The sequence below is a fragment of the Microbulbifer mixtoriginis (SeqCode) genome (assembly GCF_052466715.1).
On record NZ_CP174288.1, the window covers coordinates 3,088,632 to 3,112,197 of the forward strand.

Here is a 23,566-nt window from a genome sequence, read left to right on the forward strand (position 1 = left end):
ACCTATAAAGGGGATACTGCAATATTGCTCCGCCAGTTTTCACTTGAGAGGCACAGATGCAATCCAGCCCAGCAACTCCCAACAGCAAACGCAGTGTCCTGTCGGTAAGCGATTTGAACCGGGAGGTGAAACAGCTGCTGGAGGGCAGCATTCCACTACTGTGGATCAGCGGGGAAATCTCCAATTTTACTGTGCCCAGCTCCGGCCACTGGTATTTTAGCTTGAAAGATGCCCGCGCCCAGGTGCGCTGTGCCATGTTTCGCGGGCGCAACCGCAGTGTGGCTTTTCGCCCACAAAACGGCCGCGAAGTGCTGATCCGCGCACGGGTTAGCCTCTATGAGGGCCGCGGTGAATTCCAGTTAATCGTGGAACATATGGAGGAAGCCGGCTTCGGCGCCCTGATGCGCCAACTGGAACAACTCAAAGCCAAATTACAGGCCGAAGGGCTATTCGACAGCGCCCGAAAACGCGCCCTGCCCTATTTGCCCACCAATATTGGCATTATCACTTCCCCGACTGGTGCCGCGATTCGCGATATGATCCATGTATTGGGTCGACGCCACCCTGGAGCGCAAATTGAACTCTGGCCAGTGGCTGTACAAGGCCAGGGAGCGGCGCAACAAATCGCCAACGCTATTGAAAAAGCTGGGCGTAGCGGTCGCCACGACCTTCTTATCGTGGGGCGTGGCGGCGGCTCTTTGGAGGATCTCTGGCCTTTCAATGAGGAGGTTGTTGCGCGAGCCCTGGCCACCTGCCCCATTCCCACAATTTCTGCGGTAGGCCACGAAACAGACACGACCGTTTCCGATCTGGCTGCCGATCTACGCGCACCCACCCCCTCAGCAGCAGCGGAAATTGCCAGTGCAAATGCCGCTGAGTTATATCAACGGCTGGAAAATAGCAGGCTTCGATTATATAGGGCCATACAGCAGCAGGTTCGCCACTTACAGCAGAAAATTATGTTGAGCCGTAATCGTTTACGCCACCCGCGCGAACAACTGCAAAACCGCTCGCAACGCCTGGACCACCTGGAGATGCGCCTATTGGCCGCAGGCCAGCAGCAAATTCAGCAGCGCCGCAACCAATTGGCAGCAGCTCAGCGGGCCTTTACCCACTACCAACCCCAGAGGCAATTACAGAAAAAAGGAGAACAGCTGAAATTTGTGCAAAGCACTTTGCAACGCGCGGCTGAGCGCCTTTTGCAGCAAAAAGCGGACAGGCTCAACCACCAAGCGCAGTTACTTCACAATGTGAGCCCACTGGCTGTTTTACAGCGCGGCTATGCTATTGCCAAGGATTCCCAAGGTAAACCTCTAAAAGACAGCCGCACGCTCGAAATAAACCAGGAAATTGAAGTTCAATTGGCCCAGGGTCACTTTTCCGCCAAGGTAGAGAACATCAGTCACTAAAACCAGAAAATGGGCTGAAGAGGCACGACACTATAATCCACACATAGAGAGCTTTTGGAGCTATCTATGAGGTGCCGTTATAAAGCTATCAGCCCCTATTGCTGTGTTTTTTTATACTTTTTTATACTAATTCTCGCACTTGCCGGATGCTCCCCAAAAGCACCCGAAGATTCAGAGAAGTCAGGTACTTTACAACCTACGACCTCTTCAGAAAGTAGCCCTCAGGCAAATACCCCAACCGAGGAGAAAAAAAGTCCTACTGTTATTCCTGCAAAAGAACAACAGGTCAATTACATTGAAACCGGGGACCTCAAGGAAATAAAAAAACACGGCACCATCCGCTTCGTGAACTTGACCGGAGCAGCGGAAAACCTATTACCTAGAGACGGAGTAGTCAGCCTACGTCACTTTGAGCTGGGAAATAAACTCGCCGACCAATTAAAGCTGGAGGCCAAGTGGATTAAGGCCCCAACCCCCGACAAAGCAGTAGAAATGCTAATTGCCGGTGAAGCTGATGTCATTGCCTATAACCTAACAGTGACCGATGCGCGCAAGAAAATCATTGACTTCAGCGTACCCATGCGCCAATCCCGCCTGCAGCTAGTTACTGGCCCTTCCGGTCCAGATATTAGCGACCCGAGCAAACTTAACGATGTTGAATTAATTGTTCCGCAGGGCTCTGCCAATATAGAAGCTGCGCAACAATTAATTGCCAAATATCCTGATGCGAAACTTTCTGTGCGTGAATTTGTTATTCACGGTAATCGCGATGGTTTGATTGATATGCTCAATATGAAAAATAATCGGGTCGCGATTCTCGAAAACTTTTCTGCGGAGGATTTACGCAACTACAGAGACGACTTACGCCTAGGGGCTTATGTTAGCGAGATGCAGAATATCGCCTGGGGAATGCGTAAAGACACCAAACGACTCAATTCCACCGTGGATAACTTTATTACTCGCAATCTGGTGAAGGCCCAGGAAGAGCGCATCACCGACTGGAAGGGCATTAAAAAATCTGGCGTTATTCGCTTGCTTACTTATAACGGCCCCACGACCTACTTTATTTGGAAAGGTCTGCTAATGGGCTTTGACTATGAATTGGCAAAAGCCTTCGCAGACAAACACAAACTGCAGCTACAAATTATTGTGGTGCCGTATGAAGAGAGCTTAGCGGACTGGCTCAGGGCTGGACGCGGGGATTTTGCCGGATCAGAACTCAATATCACCCCATCCTATGAGCCACAAGGGATGGTATTCACCAAACCTTATGTAGAGTCGGCAGAGCAAATCATAAGTAGCAAAAATAAACCCCCAATCGAAAAAATTCAGGACTTGAGCGGCCGAAAACTCACTCTACGTGCCTACTCTTCTTTTATTGACACAGCTAAAACTCTGCGCGACGCAGGTATTGACGTAGAAGTTCAGGTTGCACCGCCGGATATGTCCCAATCACAAATTTTCTCTTTGATCTCGGACGGTCTAATCGATGCCACCATTTCAAATTCTGGGCGCGCAAAAATTGAGGCTTCAGTACAGCCCAATTTGGTACTAGGTACATTACTCGGAGACCCCCAGCCCCAAGGCTGGCTGGTTCTACGCCAGAACTGGCATCTACTGAAGAACCTCAATAAATTTATCGAGGGCTATAGAAAAACTACGAAGTATAAAAAACAGTATGCAGCCTACTTTGAGCCCAACAAACGCTTTATGCAGAGGGTTAGCACCCGAATAATCCCTGGAGAAAATCTCTCCCCCTATGATGACCTGGTGAAAGAGTCGGCTTATAAATATGATTTTGACTGGCGCATGATCGTTGCACAGATGTGGCAGGAAAGTAATTTCAATCCGAAAGCGGTTTCACCGGTCGGCGCACAAGGTTTGATGCAGGTAATGCCGGCAACCGCAGAGGAAATGGGCTTTCCACCCCCGCTGTTTGAACCTGAGCGCGCCATTAAAGCCGGTGTAAAATATATGGACTGGGTCAGAGACCGGTTTAACCCCTCCCTGCCCACGGTAAACAAACTCTGGTTCACTCTAGCCTCATACAATGCTGGTTATGGCCACCTTCTCGATGCACAGCGCCTCGCCAAACAGTTGGGCCTAGACCCCAACGTCTGGTTCGACAATGTAGAAGTAGCGATGTTAAAGCTGGCCCAGCCCCAGTATTTCAAGCGTGCGCGTTATGGCTATGTAAGGGGATCGGAGCCCGTGCAATATGTGCGCAATATCAGCAATCTCTACAAGGCCTATGTAGAAATGATGAGCGACGATGCCAGTGTGGCTGTGCCCCTACAGAAAGCGCCGGGTATCAGCTATTGCTCACCACTCCACACCCCAGAGGGGGTTATCCAGCAGATACCCAATTACTCCGCTCCATAAGCTGATAACGTAGATTCTCCAAAGATCACAAGGTGAGCACAATTTTCCCAACGATCTTGCCAGACTCAAGAAGCCGATGTGCTTCGGCAACCTCCTCCAAAGGGAAGCGCGCAGCAATCTGAGGGTGAATTTTACCAGTTTCTATTAATGGCCAAACTTGTGATTCCAAAGAGTGTGCAATACTGGCCTTAACCTGTGTGGATCTTGGCCTTAAGGTCGAGCCGGTAAGGGAAAGCCGCTTTAACATCACCGGTAACATATTCACTTCAACTCTGGCTCCCTGCAGATAGGCGATATTCACGATACGGCCATCATTCGCAGCCGCTTGAATATTACGATCAATATAGCTACCACCCACCATATCCAGAATCACATCCGCTCCATGTCCTGAAGTAGCTTCTTTTACTGCCTGTACAAAATCTTCTTCCCGGTAATTTATTGCTTGCTCGGCGCCGAGTTGCACACAAGCCACACATTTTTCTGCGGAACCGGCTGTGGCGAAAACCCTAGCACCCAGCTGATGTGCCAACTGAATAGCGGTAGTGCCAATACCCGAGCTACCGCCATGTACCAAGAAGATCTCTCCACTTTTCAAACGAGCCCGATCAAATACATTGGCCCAAACCGTGAAGAAAGTCTCCGGTAATGTCGCAGCCTCCACCATAGACAAAGAACCGGGTATTGGTAGGCACTGCCCTTCTGGAACCGTCACAAAATCCGCATATCCGCCGCCATTAGTTAGGGCACAGATCTTATCGCCAACTTGCCAGCGTTCAACGCCTTCACCCACAGCGGCCACCCGACCGGAAACTTCAAGCCCAAGAATAGGTGAGGCACCTGGAGGCGGTGGGTAATGACCATTGCGCTGAACAATATCGGGACGATTGACACCAGCGGCAGCTACCTCAACCAACACTTCACCTGGGGCGACCTCCGGTCTGGGCAGGTCCGCCAACTGCATGACCTCGGGGCCTCCATACTCCGGTAAATCAATAGCACGCATTATTCGCTCCTTTATCCTTTAAATTCTTCACGACCCGATTCAGTGATGGCGACAAACCCTGAAACCATCAGAGAGATATTGAGCACTACTGTACCGCTAATAGGAGGGAATTACAGGAGGGTAAAAGCAATGTGGCCGGGAACACTTGCACAAATCACCGAAAGATCCTGTATGCAAGTGGCCCGGCCAAGAAATGCATTAACTGAGAGCCAATATCTCAATTAATTCCAAAAGTGAGTTGCGATTTAAAGCTCGTATAAGAACTCCACTCCCATCACACGGCCTTTATTCAGTGGTGTGAAACTGGCGCCAATTCCTCCCATAACAGGAGGTAACTGGGTATTGTTACCCTCCGCCATTTCATCCAGCATATTCTTGCCGAACAACGAAACCGTATAGCTTCCATTATCCGGTGTATAGCCGATGCTGAAATCCAGCATATCCACTTCTGACAACATGCCGCGATTGTCATCGGTGTAAGGAGCTTCATCTCTATGATTAAAATTCACACGAGAAGTCAGGGTGCCGAAGGCGCCTAACTGCAAGTCGTGGATAAAGCCCATGCCGTAGGTCCAGGGGGCCAGACGCGGAATCTCAAGACCGAGATCGGTACTATCTACAAGTCCATCGCCATTTAGATCACCCAGCACCTTATCGTAGTCACCGTCAACATAGCCAACATTAAAGGTAAACAGCAGATTTTCACTAAGGGCCGCCATAGCCTCCAACTCGGCCCCGCGGATGGTGGCATCGGCAGTATTGCGGATGATTTGTGCAACCCCTGTTACCGCATCAGGAAGGTTTTCCTCACGCTGCATATCATCGATAGTATTGTGGAATACCGCCATATTGGTGCGTAGACGCCCATCCAGCCAATCCACTTTGGCGCCAATCTCGAAGCTGCTCTGCTCCTCTTGATCGGTAACCTGTGGAGAATAGGGCCTTTCAGTTAAAGGATTAATTCCTGCATTGCGGAAATTGTAACCGCCGCTGCGGAAGCCCTTGGTCCAGAAGGTATACAACTGAGTATCATCGGAGACGGACCACTGCAGGCCCACCTTGGGCGTAAAGGCATTCCAACTCTCGCTATCTTTATAGTCGTAGCCTGCACAGCCGTCTAAAGAGCAGAGGTTCAGGGGAATAGAGGCTATCTTGGCATCTTTTTTCTCACTGGAGTAGCGCCCCCCCAGGGTCAAAACCCAAGCTTCACTTAAGTCAATATCCGCCTGGGCAAATACGCCATAAGTGCTGTGATCCTGTTCGCCGCCTCCCGTCCAGTCAATTGTCCCGAAACTTAAAAGACGATTTTCCAAGTAGGTGACATCCTGGCTAAACCAGTAAACACCAGTAGTCAGAGCTGTGCGACCAAAACGGCCAGAGTAGCGCAGCTCATTACTAAGCTGGCTCTGATCCACACTGGAATCAGCATGGAACAGCGTAACCGGTAGAGAGTCGATATCACCCAGCCCGTGAGCCTCATATTCCCTCCAGGCGAGAATATTGGTGATGGTGCCATCACCAAAGGCAACATCTTTATTGAACTCGGTAATAATCTGGCTCCACTCATCTTTCTGGTAGCCTTCCTCATTTTGTGCCACCTCAAAAGAATCTCTGCCGTTATCCCAATCATCAATGCCAATTGACGCAGCGATCAGTGGGGCACTTGGAGCAAATTGCAAACCTTCCCTAGTCTGAACATAAGTCGATTCATAACCGCGGTTCTGCGCCACCACACCATCAGAATCCATGCGGCCGTGCTCCATACGCACCAATAGCTCCGCTGTATCGCTCAGCTGGATACTAAAGCTTGGCCGAATAAACCAGCTGTCGGAAGCGCCGGCATTGTCGTTGTTAGTGGCAACGTTTTCGAACCATCCGCGGTCATCGTTGTAATAAACCGTTAAACGGCCGTTGACCGTATCGGAAATGGCGCCGTTAATGGAGCCGGCTGCGACAGTATCGAGATTGTCGGTGGTGGATATTTTAAAGCGTGTAGAAAATTCATCCGTGGGGCGGGCAGTCTTTATGACCACTGCACCACCAGTTACATTGCGGCCAAATAGCAGGCCCTGTGGACCCCGCAAGACTTCAACACCTTCCAGGTCGAACAGGTCGGTCACCACACCGGCGTTCACACCCAGATACATACCGTCCACAAACACACCGACGGTAGGATCAATAGAGGGAATAGAACTATTGATACCCAGGCCGCGTACTGTGAAGTTTGCGGTATTTTTTACCGTGCCCACATCTTCCAATTGAACATTGGGCATTTTGAAGGAAAGGCTTTGCAGATCCTTGGTGTGCAGAGCCTCTAACTGATCGCCAGAATAGGCGGTGGCCGCTACGGGAACCTCCTGCAGGATTTCTGCATCGGCGCGTTTGCGGGCGGTGACTTGCACCTCCTCCATTAGAGTACCTACCGAACCCTCAGCGGCAAAGCTGGGGGTCGCACCACTGGCCAACCAAAGAGTCGCTACAGAACAGGCGGAAAGCAGAGCGGAGTGCTGCTTAAGTTTTGACGGACTTCCCATGTTTTCTCTCCATTGTTTTATTGTTTTTATCTACAACAACGGACTTATCGCAATCGGTACTGCCTTATCCCGCCGCTCTACTCTCTCTGTGGAGATTCCGACTTTGCGGGATTCCGATCCAAGACCGCGCTGATAAAGAGGCACAGAATTCGCATGTTTTCTGTGACTCAAACAGATTACAGGCTAGCCACGCCCGGTGGAAGTCTATTTATCGTGGATAACGATAAAAATAACTCAATTAGTCTGGAAAGTTCGTTGGAAGAGGGAAAACTAAATCCTGACTAAAAAAATAGAACTGAACATGCACTATTTAAGTGCGAACTTTTTCCTCGCCCACACCCCAAATTCCTCTTAAAAAGTAAGGAATCAAAATTTATTTTTGTTAAGAGCAGCCAAGGCGTGAGTTAAATCTAGCTTGATGAATTTAAAAAATGCAGTAACGGCGAAATACAGGCTCAAACTTCGTTATCTTCAACATAAAAGACCTAGCAGTCAGCAAAATTACTCGGTTAATAGACTAGATTTTTCTGGGTGTGGATACTGAGAAATGGTACTTTTGAATATTCTGTTAAAAAAGTGTGACACTAATTACAAATTTCTCCACTTTATAAAAAAGTGAATTTGACCATTAAGTCCGGCCACTTTATTGCCAGAAGTAACAAATTATTTTCACCTTATTAGTAGATCGCAAACGACCCACTGGTAAGCTAGCCGAGCAATGCCCTATCAATTCGTCAACTGCAAATGCAGCGCTAGGATGCACCCAGTCCCTTAACCGCTTGCAGATCAAGAGTCTGCTTTGCCCCCAAGTGTGATTACTTGATGCATCTCAGAAGCATCGAGGGTTTCTTTTTCTAGTAGCGCTTGTGCCAGGGCATCAAGCTCCTTGCGATGGCCCTGTAGAAGATTCTGGACTTCCGCCTCTATTGCGCTGACCAGGGCAATGACTTCGTCATCTATAATCTCAGAAGTATGCTCACTGAAATCTTTTTGCTGCGCCATTTCCTTACCAAGAAAGATATGCTCCTCCCCGCGCCGAAAGGCCACGGGTCCAAGTTTCTGACTCATACCCCAGTGCGTCACCATATGCTGGGCCAAGCGGGTGGCCTGCTTCAAATCGGACTCTGCCCCACTGCTGACTTCATTAAACACGACCTGCTCAGCCACCCTACCCCCCAACATCACACCGATGCGATCACGCAGGTAGCTCACTTTCATGTTGTGGTGATTTTCTAGTGGAATCTGTTCTGTTGCCCCGAGGCTGTGTCCCCTGGGAATAATAGTGGCTTTCTCCAACGGATCGGCATGGGGTAGTAGCATCGCAGTGAGGGCGTGGCCAGCCTCGTGATAGGCAACCGTCTTTCGATCTTCCTCCCCCATTATCACTTCCCGCTCGCCACCAAGTACTACTTTGTCCCTGGCCTGTAGCAGACAATCCATATCCACGGCTGTCCTGTTTTGCCTGCCCGCCAACAACGCGGCTTCATTAATCAGGTTTTCCAAGTCCGCCCCGGCGAAACCCGCCGTTAAGGCAGCCAGGCGCTCCAGGTCGACCTCCCCATGTAGTGGGACATTCTTAGTGTGAATACTTAGGATGTCCCTTCGAGCAGGCCTATCCGGTAAATCCAGGGTGATCTTGCGATCAAAGCGTCCAGGGCGAAGCAGTGCCGCATCCAACACATCGGGACGGTTGGTTGCCGCTATCACAACCACCGCCTCCTGGGGATCAAAGCCGTCCATCTCGCCGAGAATCTGATTCAGGGTTTGCTCACGCTCATCGTGTCCCCCTCCCAGACCCGTGCCCCGCGCCCGCCCTACTGAATCAATTTCATCGATAAAAATGATCGCTGGAGCCTCTTTCTTGGCTTCAGCAAACATATCCCGCACCCGCGATGCCCCGACACCGACAAACATCTCTATAAACTCCGAACCACTGATACTGAAGAAGGGAGCATCACTCTCTCCTGCCAAAGCCTTGGCCATCAATGTTTTGCCTGTGCCTGGGGGGCCCATCAGCAAAATACCGCGAGGAATCTTTGCCCCGAGTTTGCGGTAGTGTTCAGGGTCTTTTAGGTAGCCGGCTATTTCTTGCAAGTCCCTCTTGGCATTGGCAAGGCCAGCCACATCAGCAAAAGTCACTTCGGATTCACTGCGTTCATAGCGTTTGGCCGGTGACCGGGCAAAACTGAATGGGTTGCCTGGGGTCATGGCACCCATTCGGGCCTGCATCCGACGCCCCAACCAAACCAGCAAGGCAATTATCAAAACCCACGGCAACAGCAAGATCGCCATCCTTTGCCAAAATCCGCCCTGGGATGATTCCGCTTCAATTATTACCTGCTGCTTTTCCAGTAAGGGCATTAACTCTGGGTCCTGCACCGGGGGTATGGTCGTCTCAAAGCGTTTTTCTTCTGGCTTCTGGGCTTTATCTTTAGTCTCACTCTTTCCCTCGGGCTGCTTACTGGCTACTTGTTTGAAGACTCCGGTGATACGTTGTCCTTCAAAAAGTACACTGGCAATTTCCCCCTTGCTTAGCGCACTCTTAAAGTCACTGTAAGATAAAACCTCTCTTTCTGAACCAAACTGCCCATTCGAACAGTATTGAAGAGTGAGGATCACCAGGAAAAGGAGTACGACATACTGCAGCCAACCAAGTGGACTCTGCTGAGACTGGCCAGAGAGAGGGGAACCTGGCTCCTCGGCAGGTAACTTCTTCCCTTTCTCATCTTCATCCGCCATTGCCATAAGATCTCACTGATATTGGGGTAGCCTACTATCCAAAAATTGAAGCGCAGTCCCTTTATGCTGGAACAATCAGTATAGTTCTCCGCCAACTATGCTGAGCCGGCATATGTATAGGCCCATAAAGCCTCGGGCTAACGAATGAGGGCGGCGCTCAGCGGTCCCAATCAACCCCACCTAAAGGCCTGTAACAACTATTGTTAAAAAGAACTTGCAAACTCTCGTTCCACGCGGCAAAATTCGCGCCCTGTCGAACTCTCTGGCCTTGCGCCAAGAGGCGAAAAAGTTCGATAAGTTGCGGATTTTTAAAGGATTTTCCTTAAAAGCAGTTGACTTAAGCAAATCAACTGACTATAGTTCGCACCCATAACGCGCTCGTAGCTCAGCTGGATAGAGTACCTGGCTACGAACCAGGCGGTCGGAGGTTCGAATCCTCCCGAGCGCGCCATACAAAAAGGGCCTGTAACGCAAGTTACAGGCCCTTTTTATTTTTCTGACTTTTTACCTACCTTATAGCTAACAACCTTCAGCTAAGTTAGCTGGCAAGATAGCCGAGCTTGGCTAGTCCCTGAAAAATTGAAAGGGCCTTGATAACAACCGAGGCCCCTTCACTCGCCGTACAATACGGAGATTCTCACACCTGCTTACTTGCAGGTGTTCTCCTTCTGTACAACATCATATTTCTTCAACAACTCCTGATAGCGGCCACTGCTGCACAGCTTGGCAAGCCCACTATTGAAATCATCGCGCACCTTCTGATCACGGAACCCTACACGGAAATCGGTCATTGGAACGAAGATCGGGAAAAGATTAACCTGATCCATTTTATGTCCCATTTTATCACTCAAATGCTTAAACAGCTCCATATCTACAACCGCCACCACGTCTTTCATTTTCCAAAATTGAGCGACAAGATCGGGGGCTGTTGGAGCCTGAATAATATTCTGGCGCTGCGTACCATTGGGTCCATACATCTTTTCAAATTCCGACCCTAAATCCATAGGCCCTCCCTGCCAAGTAATCACCTTCTTACCGGCCAAATCAGCAATGCTATCAATTTTCATTTTATCGGTAGCTTTGGTAATCGCGTAATTGGCAAAACTGATCATGTTATTAGAGTAAAAAAGACCATCATCTTTCTTCATCACATTAACAGCTGCCTGTACTTTACCCTGCTCAAGGGCTGGGGCTGTCTCTGCAAAACCCATCTGTTCAAACTGCACCGAATACCCAGGCAGCGCTTCCCGTACAATATCGACCTCCAGGCCACTGGTAGCATTGTTGATCACATAGGGGGGAGCATCGCCAGCTATTGCCACCTTTAAGGGTGTGCCGCCCGATTGGGCAGCCGCCTGAACAAGAACACCGAACATCAACCCGAGAAAAACAACAACGGAGCGCATACGCATAACCATCTCCAAAGCGACAGAAAAATCACCCAGACGCCCTAAGTGTTGACACCGAATAGCTATTTATCAAGTCGCATCTTTCTACCATAGAAACAGACTTATACTCAGCCACCCCCTATGCCAGACATATTTTCTAGCCAAAGAACTTGAAAACGGCACGTAATCCCCCCAACTCAGAAAATAGTAAAGCGGTATGGCTATAGACCCCTATTGGAAAACTCTCAACATCAATCTTTTTCCTGAGAACTGCGAAGTCAAACTTGTATTTTGCTCAACCAGGTTTATACCCCCCGCTAGAATCCCAAAGAGACTGAAGCAAAGGCCAGCCAGTATGGTATCGATTCAGAAACAACTCACTAAACATAAAAGAACTCTACACAATACAGATGATCGCAATAATCTGACAATCCTAGACTCACTATTGAACACTGAGTTTCGAGAAGTAAGAAAGCCTGGTCGCAGCTTTAATGTTAAATCGATAGCCTCAATGGTACAGATGGAGAAAAACTGCAAGTGGATAGCTCACAGTCAAGATCATAAATACATAACACTCTCTGAACCATTTCGGTTACGTCTTTATCGGACCGCACACAACGATCGGCAGGAAAATTTCTATGAGTTCTGCAAGCCACCCTCTATTTGGGTATTCAATAAACGGCAGAAACAAATAAAGTACCACCAAGGTACGACCTGTGAAACTTTTTCAATAGACGAGAATAATTCAGCCAAACAGCAGACACATAATCTATGAGCGCTTTTATTGCAATTATCCTGCTCGCCTTGGCAATTTGGTTAATACCGATTCTTTATCGCCGCTGGCGCATCAACTATCGACGTGCACAAGTACTGACTCAGGAGCAGTTACAGCTCCTCAAGGAAGCGCTTCCTCTATATCACGATCTAAATAGTGGCCAGCAGAAAGAACTACGTGGGAATATCGCACTTTTTCTTCACGACAAAGAATTTGTCGGCTGTGAAGGCTTACAAGTGAATGAAAAAATGAAAGTCACGATCGCCGCCCATGCATGCCTTCTACTGCTGGGTCGTAAAAACGAGTGTTACCCCAACCTCTACACCTTACTACTCTATCCTGACACTTACGTTGCCCAGGAAACTCACAGAGAGGGTTATATAGAGACCCATAAGCACAGCGCACGGGAAGGCGAGGCACACTATCGCGGCCCCGTAGTGCTCTCCTGGGGTGATTTGGAGGAAGATTTAGAGTTCCCTCAGCGAGGACACAATGTCGCTTTACATGAATTTGCCCATAAAGTGGATGAGGAAGATGGCTACTTTGATGGCCGCCCACTCTTTGAGAAGTCCAACGATGGCGACAACTGGGCTGCAGTGATGAGCCAGGAATTCCATCGTTTGCGCCAAAAAGCTGAATTTGGCCAGCTCCCCGGTGACAGTCCTTCCGTGCTGGATTTATATGGAGCCCAATCGCCCGCTGAATTTTTTGCTGTAGCCACTGAGAGCTTTTACACCATCCCCATTGCTATGCGCTCCCTACACCCAGAGCTCTACAGGGAATTGAGCCGCTTCTATCGACTGGACCCAGCAACACTGGTCGGAGGAAAAGCAGATAGTTCTCCAGGGCTATAACTCTTTCTCGTTAAATTTAACATAGAAATACAATAAGCTAGTGGCAGCTTATAAAAGAAAAATGATATCGAGCATAATTCCAGAAAACTAATGCCAGGAAGTATCAATGGAAGCAATTGAGAAAGCGCTTAGCTTTATTATCGAAATAGAGAAGCTCAAAGACGTTCAACGGAAAACAAAACCAGTGGGATTGAATCGCTTCGAAAATTCCGCAGAGCACAGCTGGCATGTCTGTCTATGCGCACTAATTTTGAAAGACTATTCAAATGACCCAATTGATATAAGCCGGGTTTTAAAAATGCTACTAATACATGATCTTGGGGAAATTGATGCAGGGGATACCATAATCTACTCAAGTGAAACAAACGAGGCAAAGACTAAAGAAAAGAAAGGGTTAGAACGACTATTATCATTATTACCTGGAAATATGAATATAGAATTGATGAAATTATGGGAGGAATTCGAGTCTGGAGAAACGGCTGACGCCCGATTTGCCAAGGCCATTGACCGAATCCCTCCCCTACTACATAACATTTATGGTGAGGGACACAGTTGGAAACAATACGGCATCACCAAGGATCAAATATTTTCTTTAAACGCACGTATTGGAAAGGGTAGTGAAAAACTTTGGTCTGAGATTAGTAGCATGCTAGAGGGGGCAATCAAAGATGGCATCCTCAAGTAAGGGCCTACCTGAATAGGATCAAGCATATAAATTTGAGCCATGGGCTTCCCACAGGGTAATGCTCAACTACCTTAGCCTGTTCTACAATCAATACCATTCTTGTATAGCTTCCCCTGATTGCTACCAATATCTGAATAGTTTCCAACTCCTTCTGGAATAAAAATCGTGCCAAAAGTAGCCCTGCCAATCCTCGGAGCCTTTATTCTTTTTTTGCTCCACACCGCATCAGCCAATTCGCCTATTAAGTGCCAACCCTTATTTAACCATCAGGATGATAAGGTTGCTCAATACAATAGGTGCACCCAAATTGACTTCCAACCCAGTAGTATCGACGGATCGGCAAAGATCATAATGCGGCGCAATAGCAAGGGGGCTTGTGCCTATACCACAGCTGTCCAATGTGGCAATAAAAACATACAGATGGAGGAAATTGCTGCGATAGATTTCAAGATCTCTATTCCTGCGGGCAAATGTAACCCAACCGAGTGGATTGCTGTATACATGTTCCCCTGGTGTGGAGAATCAGGGGGATGTTGGAGCGGCGGGGAACGAGAAGTGGACTTTGTAGAAACAATGGGCCCCAATGGCCCCGGTGACCTAGCCTCCAATTGGGGAGGTCGCCCCAAGCAGGCAGAGTGGATCAACCAACATGGCGCCATCAGAGTCGATAGTGGCACTAACCAGCATATCACTTTTACTTCCAGCCAAGTTCTCTCAGGACCCAAAAGCGGCACTTATCAATGGGACATTCGAGTGTGTGCCCCTTCGGCGACAAAGTGTGAAAACACTAATCAACTCTGGCATGCTTACCGTGAGAAAGGCCCGACTATTTTTGATGAGTCGATGATGATCGTTATTGACAACTGGGGAATTAATCACCCACCAAGAGAGGGCTGCACTTTAGAGGTTACAAATATGCTAATCACTAAACACTTGAGGTCATCTAAAGAGTAGGCAAAATTCTGAACATCCTTACCATTTTCCAAAAAAAGGGAGTAATTCAGCCATTTACCTATATATAGTCTTTGAGAATATCAAAAACTCAAAAAACTGATTAAATAATTGAATCATTCTATGATCCAGCCAAAAGTTCTTTTTACGAAAAGACTTAAATAAAGCGAGTTATCAGCCGCTAAGTCGAAAGCAAGCCCTTTCATTCTTATTGATAACTTTTAACCGTCGCAAATTAATAATCCTTCTTCCACTGCAATTCCACACTACCAGAACCACTATCGCCCTCGTCCGCTGTTTTAAACTCCAGATTAAGGTCTTCGCCTATCTCTATCTGCATTTCTGCTTGCCAGGGGCTTAGGGGATCGGTACTACGTTGCAACTCTACATAGATACGGTTGGTAATATATTTTCCCAGGCTCAGAGCATACTCATCCCCCTCATCACCTTCCTCTTGCTCAATATTCAGAGTATCCAGCCGCAACAATTCCCGGGTTTTGGCTACCGGGTCTAACACAGCGCGTCCGGTTTGCAAGCTGCGAACCACACTCACTAAACGCACCGCCTGCAGCGGAGAAATATCTGACAAGGACTTACCAAACAACAGCTGAGCTAAGATTTCATCCTGGGAAGCTGAGGGATCAGAGCTGAAAGTAATATCCATATCTGTTGCAGAACCAGAAATATTTGCAGTGATTTCACCGTCGCTATATTTGTAAACACCCTCGACAAATACAGCCACTTCGTTATTTTCAAAGCGTACCTCCCCTTCCTGCAAATTAAATTTCTTACCTAGTAGATCAAAGCTACCTCTCACAATGGTCAGTTTTCCTGAAGCCTCGGGTTTGGCCGCAGTTCCACGAATATCCACCTGACCACGTAGTTGGGAGTTAAGCCCCAGACCACGCACATAAGATTGCTGGTCTAAAACCACTTCCACTCCCAGGTTAATCTTACTAAGTAGCGGTGGAGCGCGCTCCACTTGCGGGCCATCCACCTGGACTTCTACCACCTGGATTTCCGGAACACTGCTACCGATCCACTGTTCAATCTGTACCGCTAATGGACGTAAAGTAAAGCGCCCGGTAATTTCCGCATCCTGGCTGGAGCCGGACAGAATTGCCTCTCCCGAGATGGCACCGCGCACCCCCGGAGTATTTAACAAGTGTGCTCTATTCAGGTTTAAACTGAGGCTCATCTGTGGCGGTGACTGCTCAGGAAAGAACACCGCTCCTCCCAGGTTAATCGTACCGCCATCCACAACAGTGGCACTGCCACGCTCAATACGCCATTCCTCTGGTGTAAGGCGCATATAAAAATCGATATCGGCAATGCGCGTGTGACTGGGCCGGTGCTCATAGCTGGCCCCGCTGAGTTCTATCGCACCATTGAGCCGGGGCTCGCCAAGTGTGCCTGCACCATCAGCAGAGAAACTCAACAGGCCCCGCATAACATTCACCCTCGGGTCCATAAACTCCGCAACCACAGACAAGTCTGCAGTACCATCACTGACCAACTGCAGGGGAACATCACTTATTGGTCCAGATGGGTTATCTGCGAACAATCGCTCCATTATGGGTGTAATAAGCAGACTTGCGCTGCTATCTACTGCGCGTCGATTGCCATGATCAGCTACCAGAGACACTTGCAACTCACCGCCCTCGGTATACCACTCCAGGGCCATAGAGAGCGGCTGTACCTGAACCCGCCCTTTTTCCCTGCCTGGCATATAGCCGCTGAGACGCAGATCGCCCTCAAGCTGTGGTTGACGTGGGCTACCGGTGATACTCGCATGCAGGGAGATATCCCCTTGATCGGGGATATTAAATGCTACCTCACGGGAGAGATCTTCCAGAGAAGCCCTACCTAAAACTTGCAGGTCCAGACATTGTTCATTTAGGCTGCCATGGACCGACAATTGGTTACGTCCCGCCCACAAAAACTCCAGCCCCTCAACAATCAAACTCTTATCGGCATAATCCAGAGCGCCCTGCAGCACCCAGGGCTCATAGCGGTAACCGCCCTGCGCCAGCACACTGGCCCTTACCTCCGGGTTAGTAAGCAACCCACTAATTTCTCCATCCAGGCTCAGCTCACCCTCCATAGTACTGGGCAATACTGCTCCAAACACTTCCACCAAGCTCAAGGGTAAGTTACGCACATTCACTCCCACCTGGAGCTGGTCCCGTTTAGGCTCAATTACTCCCTGCGCCTCCACCAATACGACGCCCTGCTTCCCCAGACGCTGTGCTTCCTCGGCCAGGGCTGTCAGACGACTCGCGCTCTGCTCAGGCTGTACCGCGCCCTTGGCGATACCTGGGATAATCACTGGCGATTGCGGGCCCTGAAACTGTCGTGAACCAAAGTAGTTCATGGTGCCGTTGGCAAAGAGTTCCAGTCGCAAGCCTTGCAGGTCAATTTTTTCCAGGTTTCCGCTGGCATCACCTTTCAGGTTATAGCGGTATTCTTGAACCAGACCATCGGATTCCAGGCTGGCATTCAAGTAGGGATTAGACCAAGGGCCCTCGACACCCAGCAGCCCCTTTAAACCCAGGCTAACCCCCTGTGCAGAGACAAATCCGAGATCTTCATAAGGGCTGAGGTTGCGAATATCCAAATGCAGCTGCAAATTCAGTGTTTTTGCCTCGATATCCACCGAGCCGCCACCGAATACATTCAGCTTTTCCCCCACCAAGCTCAGATCAGTAATTGTCAGCCCCTGTAAATTACCCTTCACCTTGCCCGTCAACTCATTTTGTAGGCCTCGGTAAGCGGTAACAGCACTCACATCCCCATCAAAAACCGGCTTGTCCCATGGCCCTTTTATCTGTAGCTGAAGTTGATGCAGGGTCCCAGAGAAGTCATCGGGGATTTTTAGTGCTTCTGTTTGCGGTAAAGCAGATAGCAATCGACGAATCTCTTCAACCCCCAGCTCTTGCGCCGCTACATTGATGTCCAGGGACTTGTTGTCGGTATCAATAGCGCCCGCCGTACGAATTTGCGCACCGGCAAACGCCAGTCGAAGTGACTCCAACAGAATAACCCCCTGATCAGTATTCACCTCACCCAGCAGACTCAGTGGCTGCTCCCGATAGTGACTATTCAGCTCAATCTGACCAGAGATACTGGGTAGTGGCAGTGTACCGGATAGGGTTAAATCAGCACTAAACCAGCCGCTGTGTAATACATCTTGCCAAGGGCGAGAGAGGGTAATTGGCAGGCGGTTGAGGTGAAGCTCAGCACTGATCTCATTTGCACCAATACTGCCTGAAACAGTGCTGCGCCGCCCATCCACCTGCAACCAAATACCTTCGGAGTGAATACGCCAGGGAAAAAGGTCAATTAGCAGGCTACCGGTCAATGCCAATTGATGCTGGGAAAGTGGAATGGAAATAGACTCTATATCGATCTGTACCTGCTCATCGCGACGGCGCAGAGCAATTTTGCCACGTGCATCCAACGCCTGCCCTTTCGGCAGGTGTAGCTGGCGACCCACAAAGCCCTGAGCTGTTTCACTGGCCGAAAAGTCCAGAACAAACCGCCCCGGCTGCTGCTCCCGCCCCTCGGCAATAAACTGCAGATCACCACCTTTTAACTCGCGAACTTCCAGCTGCAACTGAGTGGGCTGCCCCTCCCAGCGATACAAGCTATTAGCGGATACAGAGAGCGCTGGAATATCGCTGACTTTGCTGCTAATTAACTGCAATCGCTCAAGCTTTAACTCTCCTAAGCGAAAACTCGGCAACAGGGCTTCCCAGCTGGAAGTTTTTACTGTGTCCGTCTCATCCTCTACTACTTGTGCAGTTTCTTGCTCTGCTTCAGTCAAGGATTTAAGTAATTCATCCAGCACATCTAGATTCAGCAGAAAATCTTTGGCAGCGATACGCTCAATATTGACTGGATTACTGGAAAAACTCTGTAGCTGAAACTCCAGCTGGCTTCCCTCTGCCAGGGTATTGCTCTCAAAATCGACCCGAAGACGTTCGAAAAACCAGGCCCCGAGGCGCTCGCTGCCAATCCCTTCAGCTTCAATCGTAAGGCCGTCGATTACCTGTTCTGCACCGTAAAAAGCCGTGCGGGTCAAATTAACCCGCCCCTGCTCTGTGCCTAGAAAGTAAATTAATGAAAGCAGAGTAAATAGCAACAGACCCGTGATCAGGTAGCCCCCGGCTCCGAGGGAACGCCACAACCCCCGCAGAAAGCCTCGCAAAAAACCTAGCAGTGCGCCAGCAAAGCCCAGAGCCAATACACTCCATCTGGACATCAAAATGCCTGCCCCAGGCTGACATAGACTTGGTAGTGATCATCTACTCCGTCGCGCCTATCCAGAGGAAAGGCTAAGTCAAAGCGGATAGGAGCGAAGGAGGTATTGTAGCGAACACCAAATCCCGCCCCCCAGAAGAGGTTAGAGAAGTTAGGGCGTGGATTCTCATAGGCATTTCCTCCATCGAGAAACAGGACTCCGCCCCAAGTTTTACTAAAGCGGAAACGCCCTTCGATTGATATTTCGCTGAGGCCGCGCCCACCGATCGCATCGGACAGGGATTCCTGACCGTCCTCATTAATTTCAACAATACGTGGACCCAACTCCTGGTACCCATAGCCTCGCACTGAACCACCCCCACCTGCATAAAAGCGTTCATCCGCCGGCAGTTCCAAATTGGGTGCGCCAGTAATGGCGCCGGCCTTGATACGCAATGCTAAAGTTGGTTCGTAGCGCGCCGATTGCGCCGTTTTATAAGCGGTCAACTGCAGGATATTTTTGACAAATGAAGTACTGTTATTTTTGAGATCCACATAGGGCTTAATCTCCAGTGCTGTGGTGGCGCCGCGGCGGGCATCCAGAGGCTTATCTGTAGTGTTTAACTTAAATCCCAACGGGAACGCCAATAAATGATAATTCTCATCCGGGTCCCCATCCTCCACAGCACCATCTACTTTTTCATCCACACGGCTGAACTTCAGTTCAGCCCCGCCACTGATGGTACGGTGCTTACTCAGCTTGCGCGATACCAGCCCCTTAAGGGTCAAGGCCTTGGAACTGTAGGAGTCTACATCCTCACCGGTTAAGGCCACACTCGCAGTAAAGCGCTGTTTATCTCTAAAAAAACGCGGTATGGTCAACTTACTCTCTAGAGTTTGCTTGACCTTATTCACTTTACTCTCCACTTCCAGCTTTTCGCCACGGTGAAAAATATTGCGATGTTCCCAACTGGCAGATACACCGGGGCCCTCATCAGAGGTGTACCCCACCCCCAAAGTAATAGTCCGGTGGTTGCGCTCCTGCACAATAAAGATGACATCAACCAGACCGTTATAGGGCTCTGATATCTGGTGAGTTACATTGGAAATTAAATTAGTGCGCAATAAGCGCAATTGAGCCGCATCCAGCTTACTGCGACTGAAACAATCCCCAGGGTTAATATTCAACTTACTGCGCAAATAGTCATCTTCAACAGAAGTGGCACCAAGGATTTCCACCTCACCCACCAACACCTCTGGACTGGGTGCCACACGGTACACCAATCGTGCAGCTGCCTCCTGGTGAATCACTGTAGCTTGATAGGTAACATCGACATTGAGCAGACAGACATTTTCATTAAGGTATCTGGTGATGGTCTGCACACCTTCGAGTACCTCATCTGCCTGTAATGGATCGCCGATAGAAATAGGCAAGCCGGGAAAGCCCGCCCGCAGATTCGCGGGCATTTCAATATCCAGGCTCTTTATCAAATACTGAGGACCGGGAATTACTTGGTAAATAATTTCACTACCCTGCACCGATTCCCGTACAGTAGCATCGTAATACCCCTCAGCGCGCAGTAATTTTTCCAGATTTCCACGCTCATAATGAGCGATATCCCGCAGGTTTTCATAACTCTCAAGGGCGCTACTATTCTTACGCAACTCATTGAGCTCTTTAGTCAATTTTTCCTGCAATTGCGGGTCGCCCTGCACATACAGTGAAAAAGCGGGAAGTTTGGAAAAAAAAGGAATGGCTACTGCCTGCTGGAAGGGCAGTAATACAAAACCGATAAGCAGGAAGGCAAAGAGAACTCGCAAAATATTAATCCGTTGACTACGGCGGCTAGTCCGCATACTCCCGGGTATCCATCCCTTCACACCTGATAATGACCCGGTACAGATATTGCCCGGGTAGAGTTTGCCGACGAGAGACGAAATAGCTAATAGTCCCGTTTTAATCGCCGGCGGAGAGAAAGCAAATGGTTTATGGCTGGCTGCTAGTGCTCGGGCTGCCAAGTAACGGATTACAGTCTTTGATAATCACCCGCCCCTCGAGAATATTGCCCTTGGAGTATTCAGTAAAAATACATTGATTGGTTTTGGGGTCGTAGTTCTCGATCCAGAGGTTATCCTCTTTCCAGGTGGCGCCAATATGCCGGTAACCGTCAGGTACAGAAATACGCATCACACCACCGAAGCGTTTTACAAAGACCTGTTCATAGTGGAAGTAATAAGCCAGCCAGCCTGCAAAGAAGAAAACTGCAGCCACAATGGCGCCAATTTTCAAGCTGCCCATGCGGCTGCCAGCAAAGAGGGAGAGAATAACCAGAGCGATAACCGCTGCCCAGTAGAGATAGGTAACCATACTTGCTCTTCTGCCTTGAATTTATTGGTATTACTACAGGGCAAGGGTAGCGCAGAACCGAGTCAAACAAAATGACGCCCGTCTACGCGCCCTCCCCCCCTTAATCTCTTTAGTCTTCCGCCAAGGCTGGCAAATTTTCATAGAGTGCCAGAGCCTCTGGGTTGGCGAGGGCTTCTTTATTCTTAACCGCCTTACCATGCACGACATTGCGAACCGCCAACTCAACAATTTTTCCACTAATAGTACGCGGAACATCGGCCACCTGAATCACCTTGGCGGGTACGTGGCGCGGGGTCGTATTAGCGCGAATGGTGGAGCGGATTCTCTGCACCAGATCATCATTCAGCTCTACGCCCTCGCGCAACACCACAAACAGTACAACCCGTACATCGTCTTGCCACTGCTGACCGATACAGATGCTATCAAGCACCTCCTCAACTTTCTCTACCTGGCGATAGATCTCGGCAGTACCAATACGCACGCCACCGGGATTCAGTACCGCATCGGAACGACCGTAAATAATCACTCCTCCATGGGTAGTAATTTCTGCATAGTCGCCGTGTGCCCAAACTCCCGGCCAATTTTCGAAGTAGGCGCTGTTATATTTCGCCCCATCGGGATCATTCCAGAAACCGATCGGCATACAAGGGAAAGATTTGGCACACACGAGCTCCCCCTTCTCTGAAGTTACCGGCTTGCCATCGTCATTCCAGACTTCCACAGCCATGCCCAATCCTCGACACTGAAGTTCTCCCGCATAAACTGGCAACGCAGGGTTACCCAAGGCAAAGCAGGAAATAATATCCGTGCCTCCAGAAATAGAAGACAGGCACAGATCCTCCTTTATATCTCGGTAGACATATAGAAAGCCTTCATGAGCCAGTGGCGAGCCTGTAGACAGTACCGCGCGCAGCTTCTCCAATTTGTGGCTTTCGCGGGGCTTACAGCCGCTCTTTTCCAAGGCGGCGATATACTTGGCACTGGTGCCAAATACGCTGATGCCCTCCTCATCCGCCATATCCCACAAGCCCCTAGCCTCTGGATAGAAGGGAGAGCCATCGAACAGCACCAGGGTTGCACCACAAGCCAAGCCACTTACCAGCCAGTTCCACATCATCCAGCCACAGGTGGTGAAGTAGAATAGGGAATCCTCACGACGCAAGTCGCAATGCAGGCGATGCTCCTTCAGGTGTTGAAGCAAGGTGCCACCCACCCCGTGCACAATGCACTTCGGCACCCCAGTAGTTCCTGAGGAATACATGATGTATAGGGGGTGATCGAAAGCGGTCTGAACAAAGGTAAGCTCGCGCTCAGGTGCTGTGGCTTCGAACTCCTGTAGCAACACCGCTTTATCCAGCGGCTCTGCTGCTAGTACCTGAGCCGCTTTTTCCTGCGAGCGGGCAACAGGCACCACTACCAGCTTCTCAATGGAGTCGATACGGGCCACTATCTCGCGCAATCGCGGCAGGGAATCGATCACTTTGCCGTTGTAGAAGTAACCTTCGCAGGCGATCAGCACCTTCGGTTCTACCTGGCCGAAACGATCAAACACGCCATTGATACCAAAATCCGGCGAACAGGAAGTCCATATAGCGCCAAGACTGGTGGTTGCCAGCATCGCCACTACGGTATCCATCACATTCGGCATAAAGCCAGCTACACGATCCCCTTCGGATATGCCCTGATTCGCCAGGGCCGAAGCCAAGCGTTCTACCCGACCGTATAGCTGCGCGTAGCTGAGCTGGCGGCGGCTGCCATTCTCCAGGCGCTCAACCAAAGCCGTCTTATCGTCGCGGTAGCGCAGCAGGTTTTCGGCAAAATTGAGTCGTGCATCGGGGAACCACTCAGCACCCGGCATGTTATCGCGGCCCAAGATCTCTTCTCCACGCGCACTGGCCTGCACTTCACAGAAATCCCATAAGTCGCTCCAGAAGACCTCACGCTCTTCTACAGACCACTGGTAAAGCGCACTGTAGTCTTCAAGCTGCAGCTGGTGTTTCACATTAACCAGGCGACGAAACTCATCCATTTGGGTGGCGGCTACGGCCTTGGGGCTCGGTTGCCAAAGGGCTTGTGCGTTGTCCTTCATCTCAGCAGACCTTGTAGATTCATTATTCTTGGTGATTGTTTGACCTTCGCCAGGGCGAAAGCGGCAATCATGCCTTGCCCGACAACTTTAAACTATTTTAATCTTTCGATGGTTTATTAAATAAAACTTAACATTCATAGAATGTAT

Annotated in this window: 13 protein-coding genes and 1 tRNA gene; 6 read left to right on the forward strand and 8 right to left on the reverse strand. The window is 49.5% G+C overall.

Features of this window, described 5'->3' with window-relative positions; translation table 11 throughout:
* The first annotated feature begins 56 nt into the window (after positions 1 to 56).
* A complete protein-coding gene (gene xseA / locus ACJJH9_RS13690) occupies positions 57 to 1,409 on the forward strand; it encodes an exodeoxyribonuclease VII large subunit (protein WP_444923104.1) in 1,353 nt (450 codons plus the stop codon).
* A 66-nt stretch (positions 1,410 to 1,475) separates the two neighbouring features.
* Complete coding sequence (locus ACJJH9_RS13695) at positions 1,476 to 3,791, forward strand: transporter substrate-binding domain-containing protein (protein ID WP_444923105.1); 2,316 nt, start codon at positions 1,476 to 1,478, stop codon at positions 3,789 to 3,791.
* Between the two features lie 25 nt (positions 3,792 to 3,816).
* Here ACJJH9_RS13695 and ACJJH9_RS13700 read toward each other — a convergent pair whose 3' ends face one another.
* The 3 genes from ACJJH9_RS13700 to ftsH all read right to left on the reverse strand — a co-directional run bounded on the left by ACJJH9_RS13700 (position 3,817) and on the right by ftsH (position 10,073).
* Positions 3,817 to 4,794, reverse strand: a complete 978-nt coding sequence (locus tag ACJJH9_RS13700; protein WP_444923106.1) for an NAD(P)H-quinone oxidoreductase — start codon at positions 4,792 to 4,794, stop codon at positions 3,817 to 3,819.
* Between the two features lie 245 nt (positions 4,795 to 5,039).
* Entirely contained in the window at positions 5,040 to 7,328 is a 2,289-nt protein-coding gene (locus ACJJH9_RS13705) for a TonB-dependent receptor (RefSeq protein WP_444923107.1), read from the reverse strand.
* Between the two features lie 786 nt (positions 7,329 to 8,114).
* Positions 8,115 to 10,073, reverse strand: coding sequence for an ATP-dependent zinc metalloprotease FtsH (gene ftsH, locus ACJJH9_RS13710; protein ID WP_252082722.1), 1,959 nt, complete (start codon positions 10,071 to 10,073; stop codon positions 8,115 to 8,117).
* 368 nt (positions 10,074 to 10,441) lie between these two features.
* Between ftsH and ACJJH9_RS13715 the strand changes: the two genes are divergently transcribed.
* Positions 10,442 to 10,518, forward strand: a tRNA-Arg gene (locus ACJJH9_RS13715).
* Between the two features lie 196 nt (positions 10,519 to 10,714).
* On the opposite strand, the gene ACJJH9_RS13720 is transcribed toward ACJJH9_RS13715, so the two are convergent.
* Positions 10,715 to 11,479 carry a substrate-binding periplasmic protein gene (locus ACJJH9_RS13720; RefSeq protein WP_444923108.1) on the reverse strand — a complete coding sequence of 255 codons (765 nt, stop codon included), beginning with the start codon at positions 11,477 to 11,479 and terminating at the stop codon, positions 10,715 to 10,717.
* Between the two features lie 747 nt (positions 11,480 to 12,226).
* Between ACJJH9_RS13720 and ACJJH9_RS13725 the strand changes: the two genes are divergently transcribed.
* The 3 genes from ACJJH9_RS13725 (at position 12,227) to ACJJH9_RS13735 (ending at position 14,723) form a co-directional block, all read left to right on the forward strand.
* A complete protein-coding gene (locus ACJJH9_RS13725; RefSeq protein WP_444923109.1) occupies positions 12,227 to 13,084 on the forward strand; it encodes a M90 family metallopeptidase in 858 nt (285 codons plus the stop codon).
* A gap of 106 nt (positions 13,085 to 13,190) precedes the next feature.
* Positions 13,191 to 13,769 carry an HD domain-containing protein gene (locus ACJJH9_RS13730; RefSeq protein WP_444923110.1) on the forward strand — a complete coding sequence of 193 codons (579 nt, stop codon included), beginning with the start codon at positions 13,191 to 13,193 and terminating at the stop codon, positions 13,767 to 13,769.
* Between the two features lie 351 nt (positions 13,770 to 14,120).
* Positions 14,121 to 14,723 carry a hypothetical protein gene (locus ACJJH9_RS13735; protein ID WP_444923111.1) on the forward strand — a complete coding sequence of 201 codons (603 nt, stop codon included), beginning with the start codon at positions 14,121 to 14,123 and terminating at the stop codon, positions 14,721 to 14,723.
* 232 nt (positions 14,724 to 14,955) lie between these two features.
* Here the strand turns inward: ACJJH9_RS13735 and ACJJH9_RS13740 are convergent, their stop codons facing one another.
* The 4 genes from ACJJH9_RS13740 to ACJJH9_RS13755 form a co-directional block, all read right to left on the reverse strand.
* Positions 14,956 to 18,984 carry a translocation/assembly module TamB domain-containing protein gene (locus ACJJH9_RS13740; RefSeq protein WP_444923112.1) on the reverse strand — a complete coding sequence of 1,343 codons (4,029 nt, stop codon included), beginning with the start codon at positions 18,982 to 18,984 and terminating at the stop codon, positions 14,956 to 14,958.
* Positions 18,984 to 20,819: an autotransporter assembly complex protein TamA gene (locus tag ACJJH9_RS13745; protein ID WP_444923113.1), complete on the reverse strand. Its 1,836-nt coding sequence runs from the start codon at positions 20,817 to 20,819 to the stop codon at positions 18,984 to 18,986. The genes ACJJH9_RS13740 and ACJJH9_RS13745 overlap by 1 nt, the downstream gene beginning before the upstream one ends.
* Positions 20,820 to 20,949: 130 nt before the next feature.
* Positions 20,950 to 21,330, reverse strand: a complete 381-nt coding sequence (locus tag ACJJH9_RS13750) for a hypothetical protein (RefSeq protein WP_252082736.1) — start codon at positions 21,328 to 21,330, stop codon at positions 20,950 to 20,952.
* 109 nt (positions 21,331 to 21,439) lie between these two features.
* Positions 21,440 to 23,419, reverse strand: a complete 1,980-nt coding sequence (locus tag ACJJH9_RS13755; protein ID WP_444902830.1) for an acetoacetate--CoA ligase — start codon at positions 23,417 to 23,419, stop codon at positions 21,440 to 21,442.
* Positions 23,420 to 23,566: the final 147 nt, after the last annotated feature.

Coding starts and splice junctions, on each gene's coding strand:
- ACJJH9_RS13695 (WP_444923105.1), top strand. CDS start 1,476: ATGAGGTGCCGTTATAAAGCTATCAGCCCCTATTGCTGTGTTTTTTTA.
- ACJJH9_RS13725 (WP_444923109.1), top strand. CDS start 12,227: ATGAGCGCTTTTATTGCAATTATCCTGCTCGCCTTGGCAATTTGGTTA.
- ACJJH9_RS13720 (WP_444923108.1), bottom strand. CDS start 11,479: ATGCGTATGCGCTCCGTTGTTGTTTTTCTCGGGTTGATGTTCGGTGTT.
- ACJJH9_RS13750 (WP_252082736.1), bottom strand. CDS start 21,330: ATGGTTACCTATCTCTACTGGGCAGCGGTTATCGCTCTGGTTATTCTC.
- ACJJH9_RS13730 (WP_444923110.1), top strand. CDS start 13,191: ATGGAAGCAATTGAGAAAGCGCTTAGCTTTATTATCGAAATAGAGAAG.
- xseA (WP_444923104.1), top strand. CDS start 57: ATGCAATCCAGCCCAGCAACTCCCAACAGCAAACGCAGTGTCCTGTCG.
- ftsH (WP_252082722.1), bottom strand. CDS start 10,073: ATGGCAATGGCGGATGAAGATGAGAAAGGGAAGAAGTTACCTGCCGAG.
- ACJJH9_RS13700 (WP_444923106.1), bottom strand. CDS start 4,794: ATGCGTGCTATTGATTTACCGGAGTATGGAGGCCCCGAGGTCATGCAG.
- ACJJH9_RS13705 (WP_444923107.1), bottom strand. CDS start 7,328: ATGGGAAGTCCGTCAAAACTTAAGCAGCACTCCGCTCTGCTTTCCGCC.
- ACJJH9_RS13735 (WP_444923111.1), top strand. CDS start 14,121: ATGCGGCGCAATAGCAAGGGGGCTTGTGCCTATACCACAGCTGTCCAA.
- ACJJH9_RS13740 (WP_444923112.1), bottom strand. CDS start 18,984: ATGTCCAGATGGAGTGTATTGGCTCTGGGCTTTGCTGGCGCACTGCTA.
- ACJJH9_RS13745 (WP_444923113.1), bottom strand. CDS start 20,819: ATGCGGACTAGCCGCCGTAGTCAACGGATTAATATTTTGCGAGTTCTC.
- ACJJH9_RS13755 (WP_444902830.1), bottom strand. CDS start 23,419: ATGAAGGACAACGCACAAGCCCTTTGGCAACCGAGCCCCAAGGCCGTA.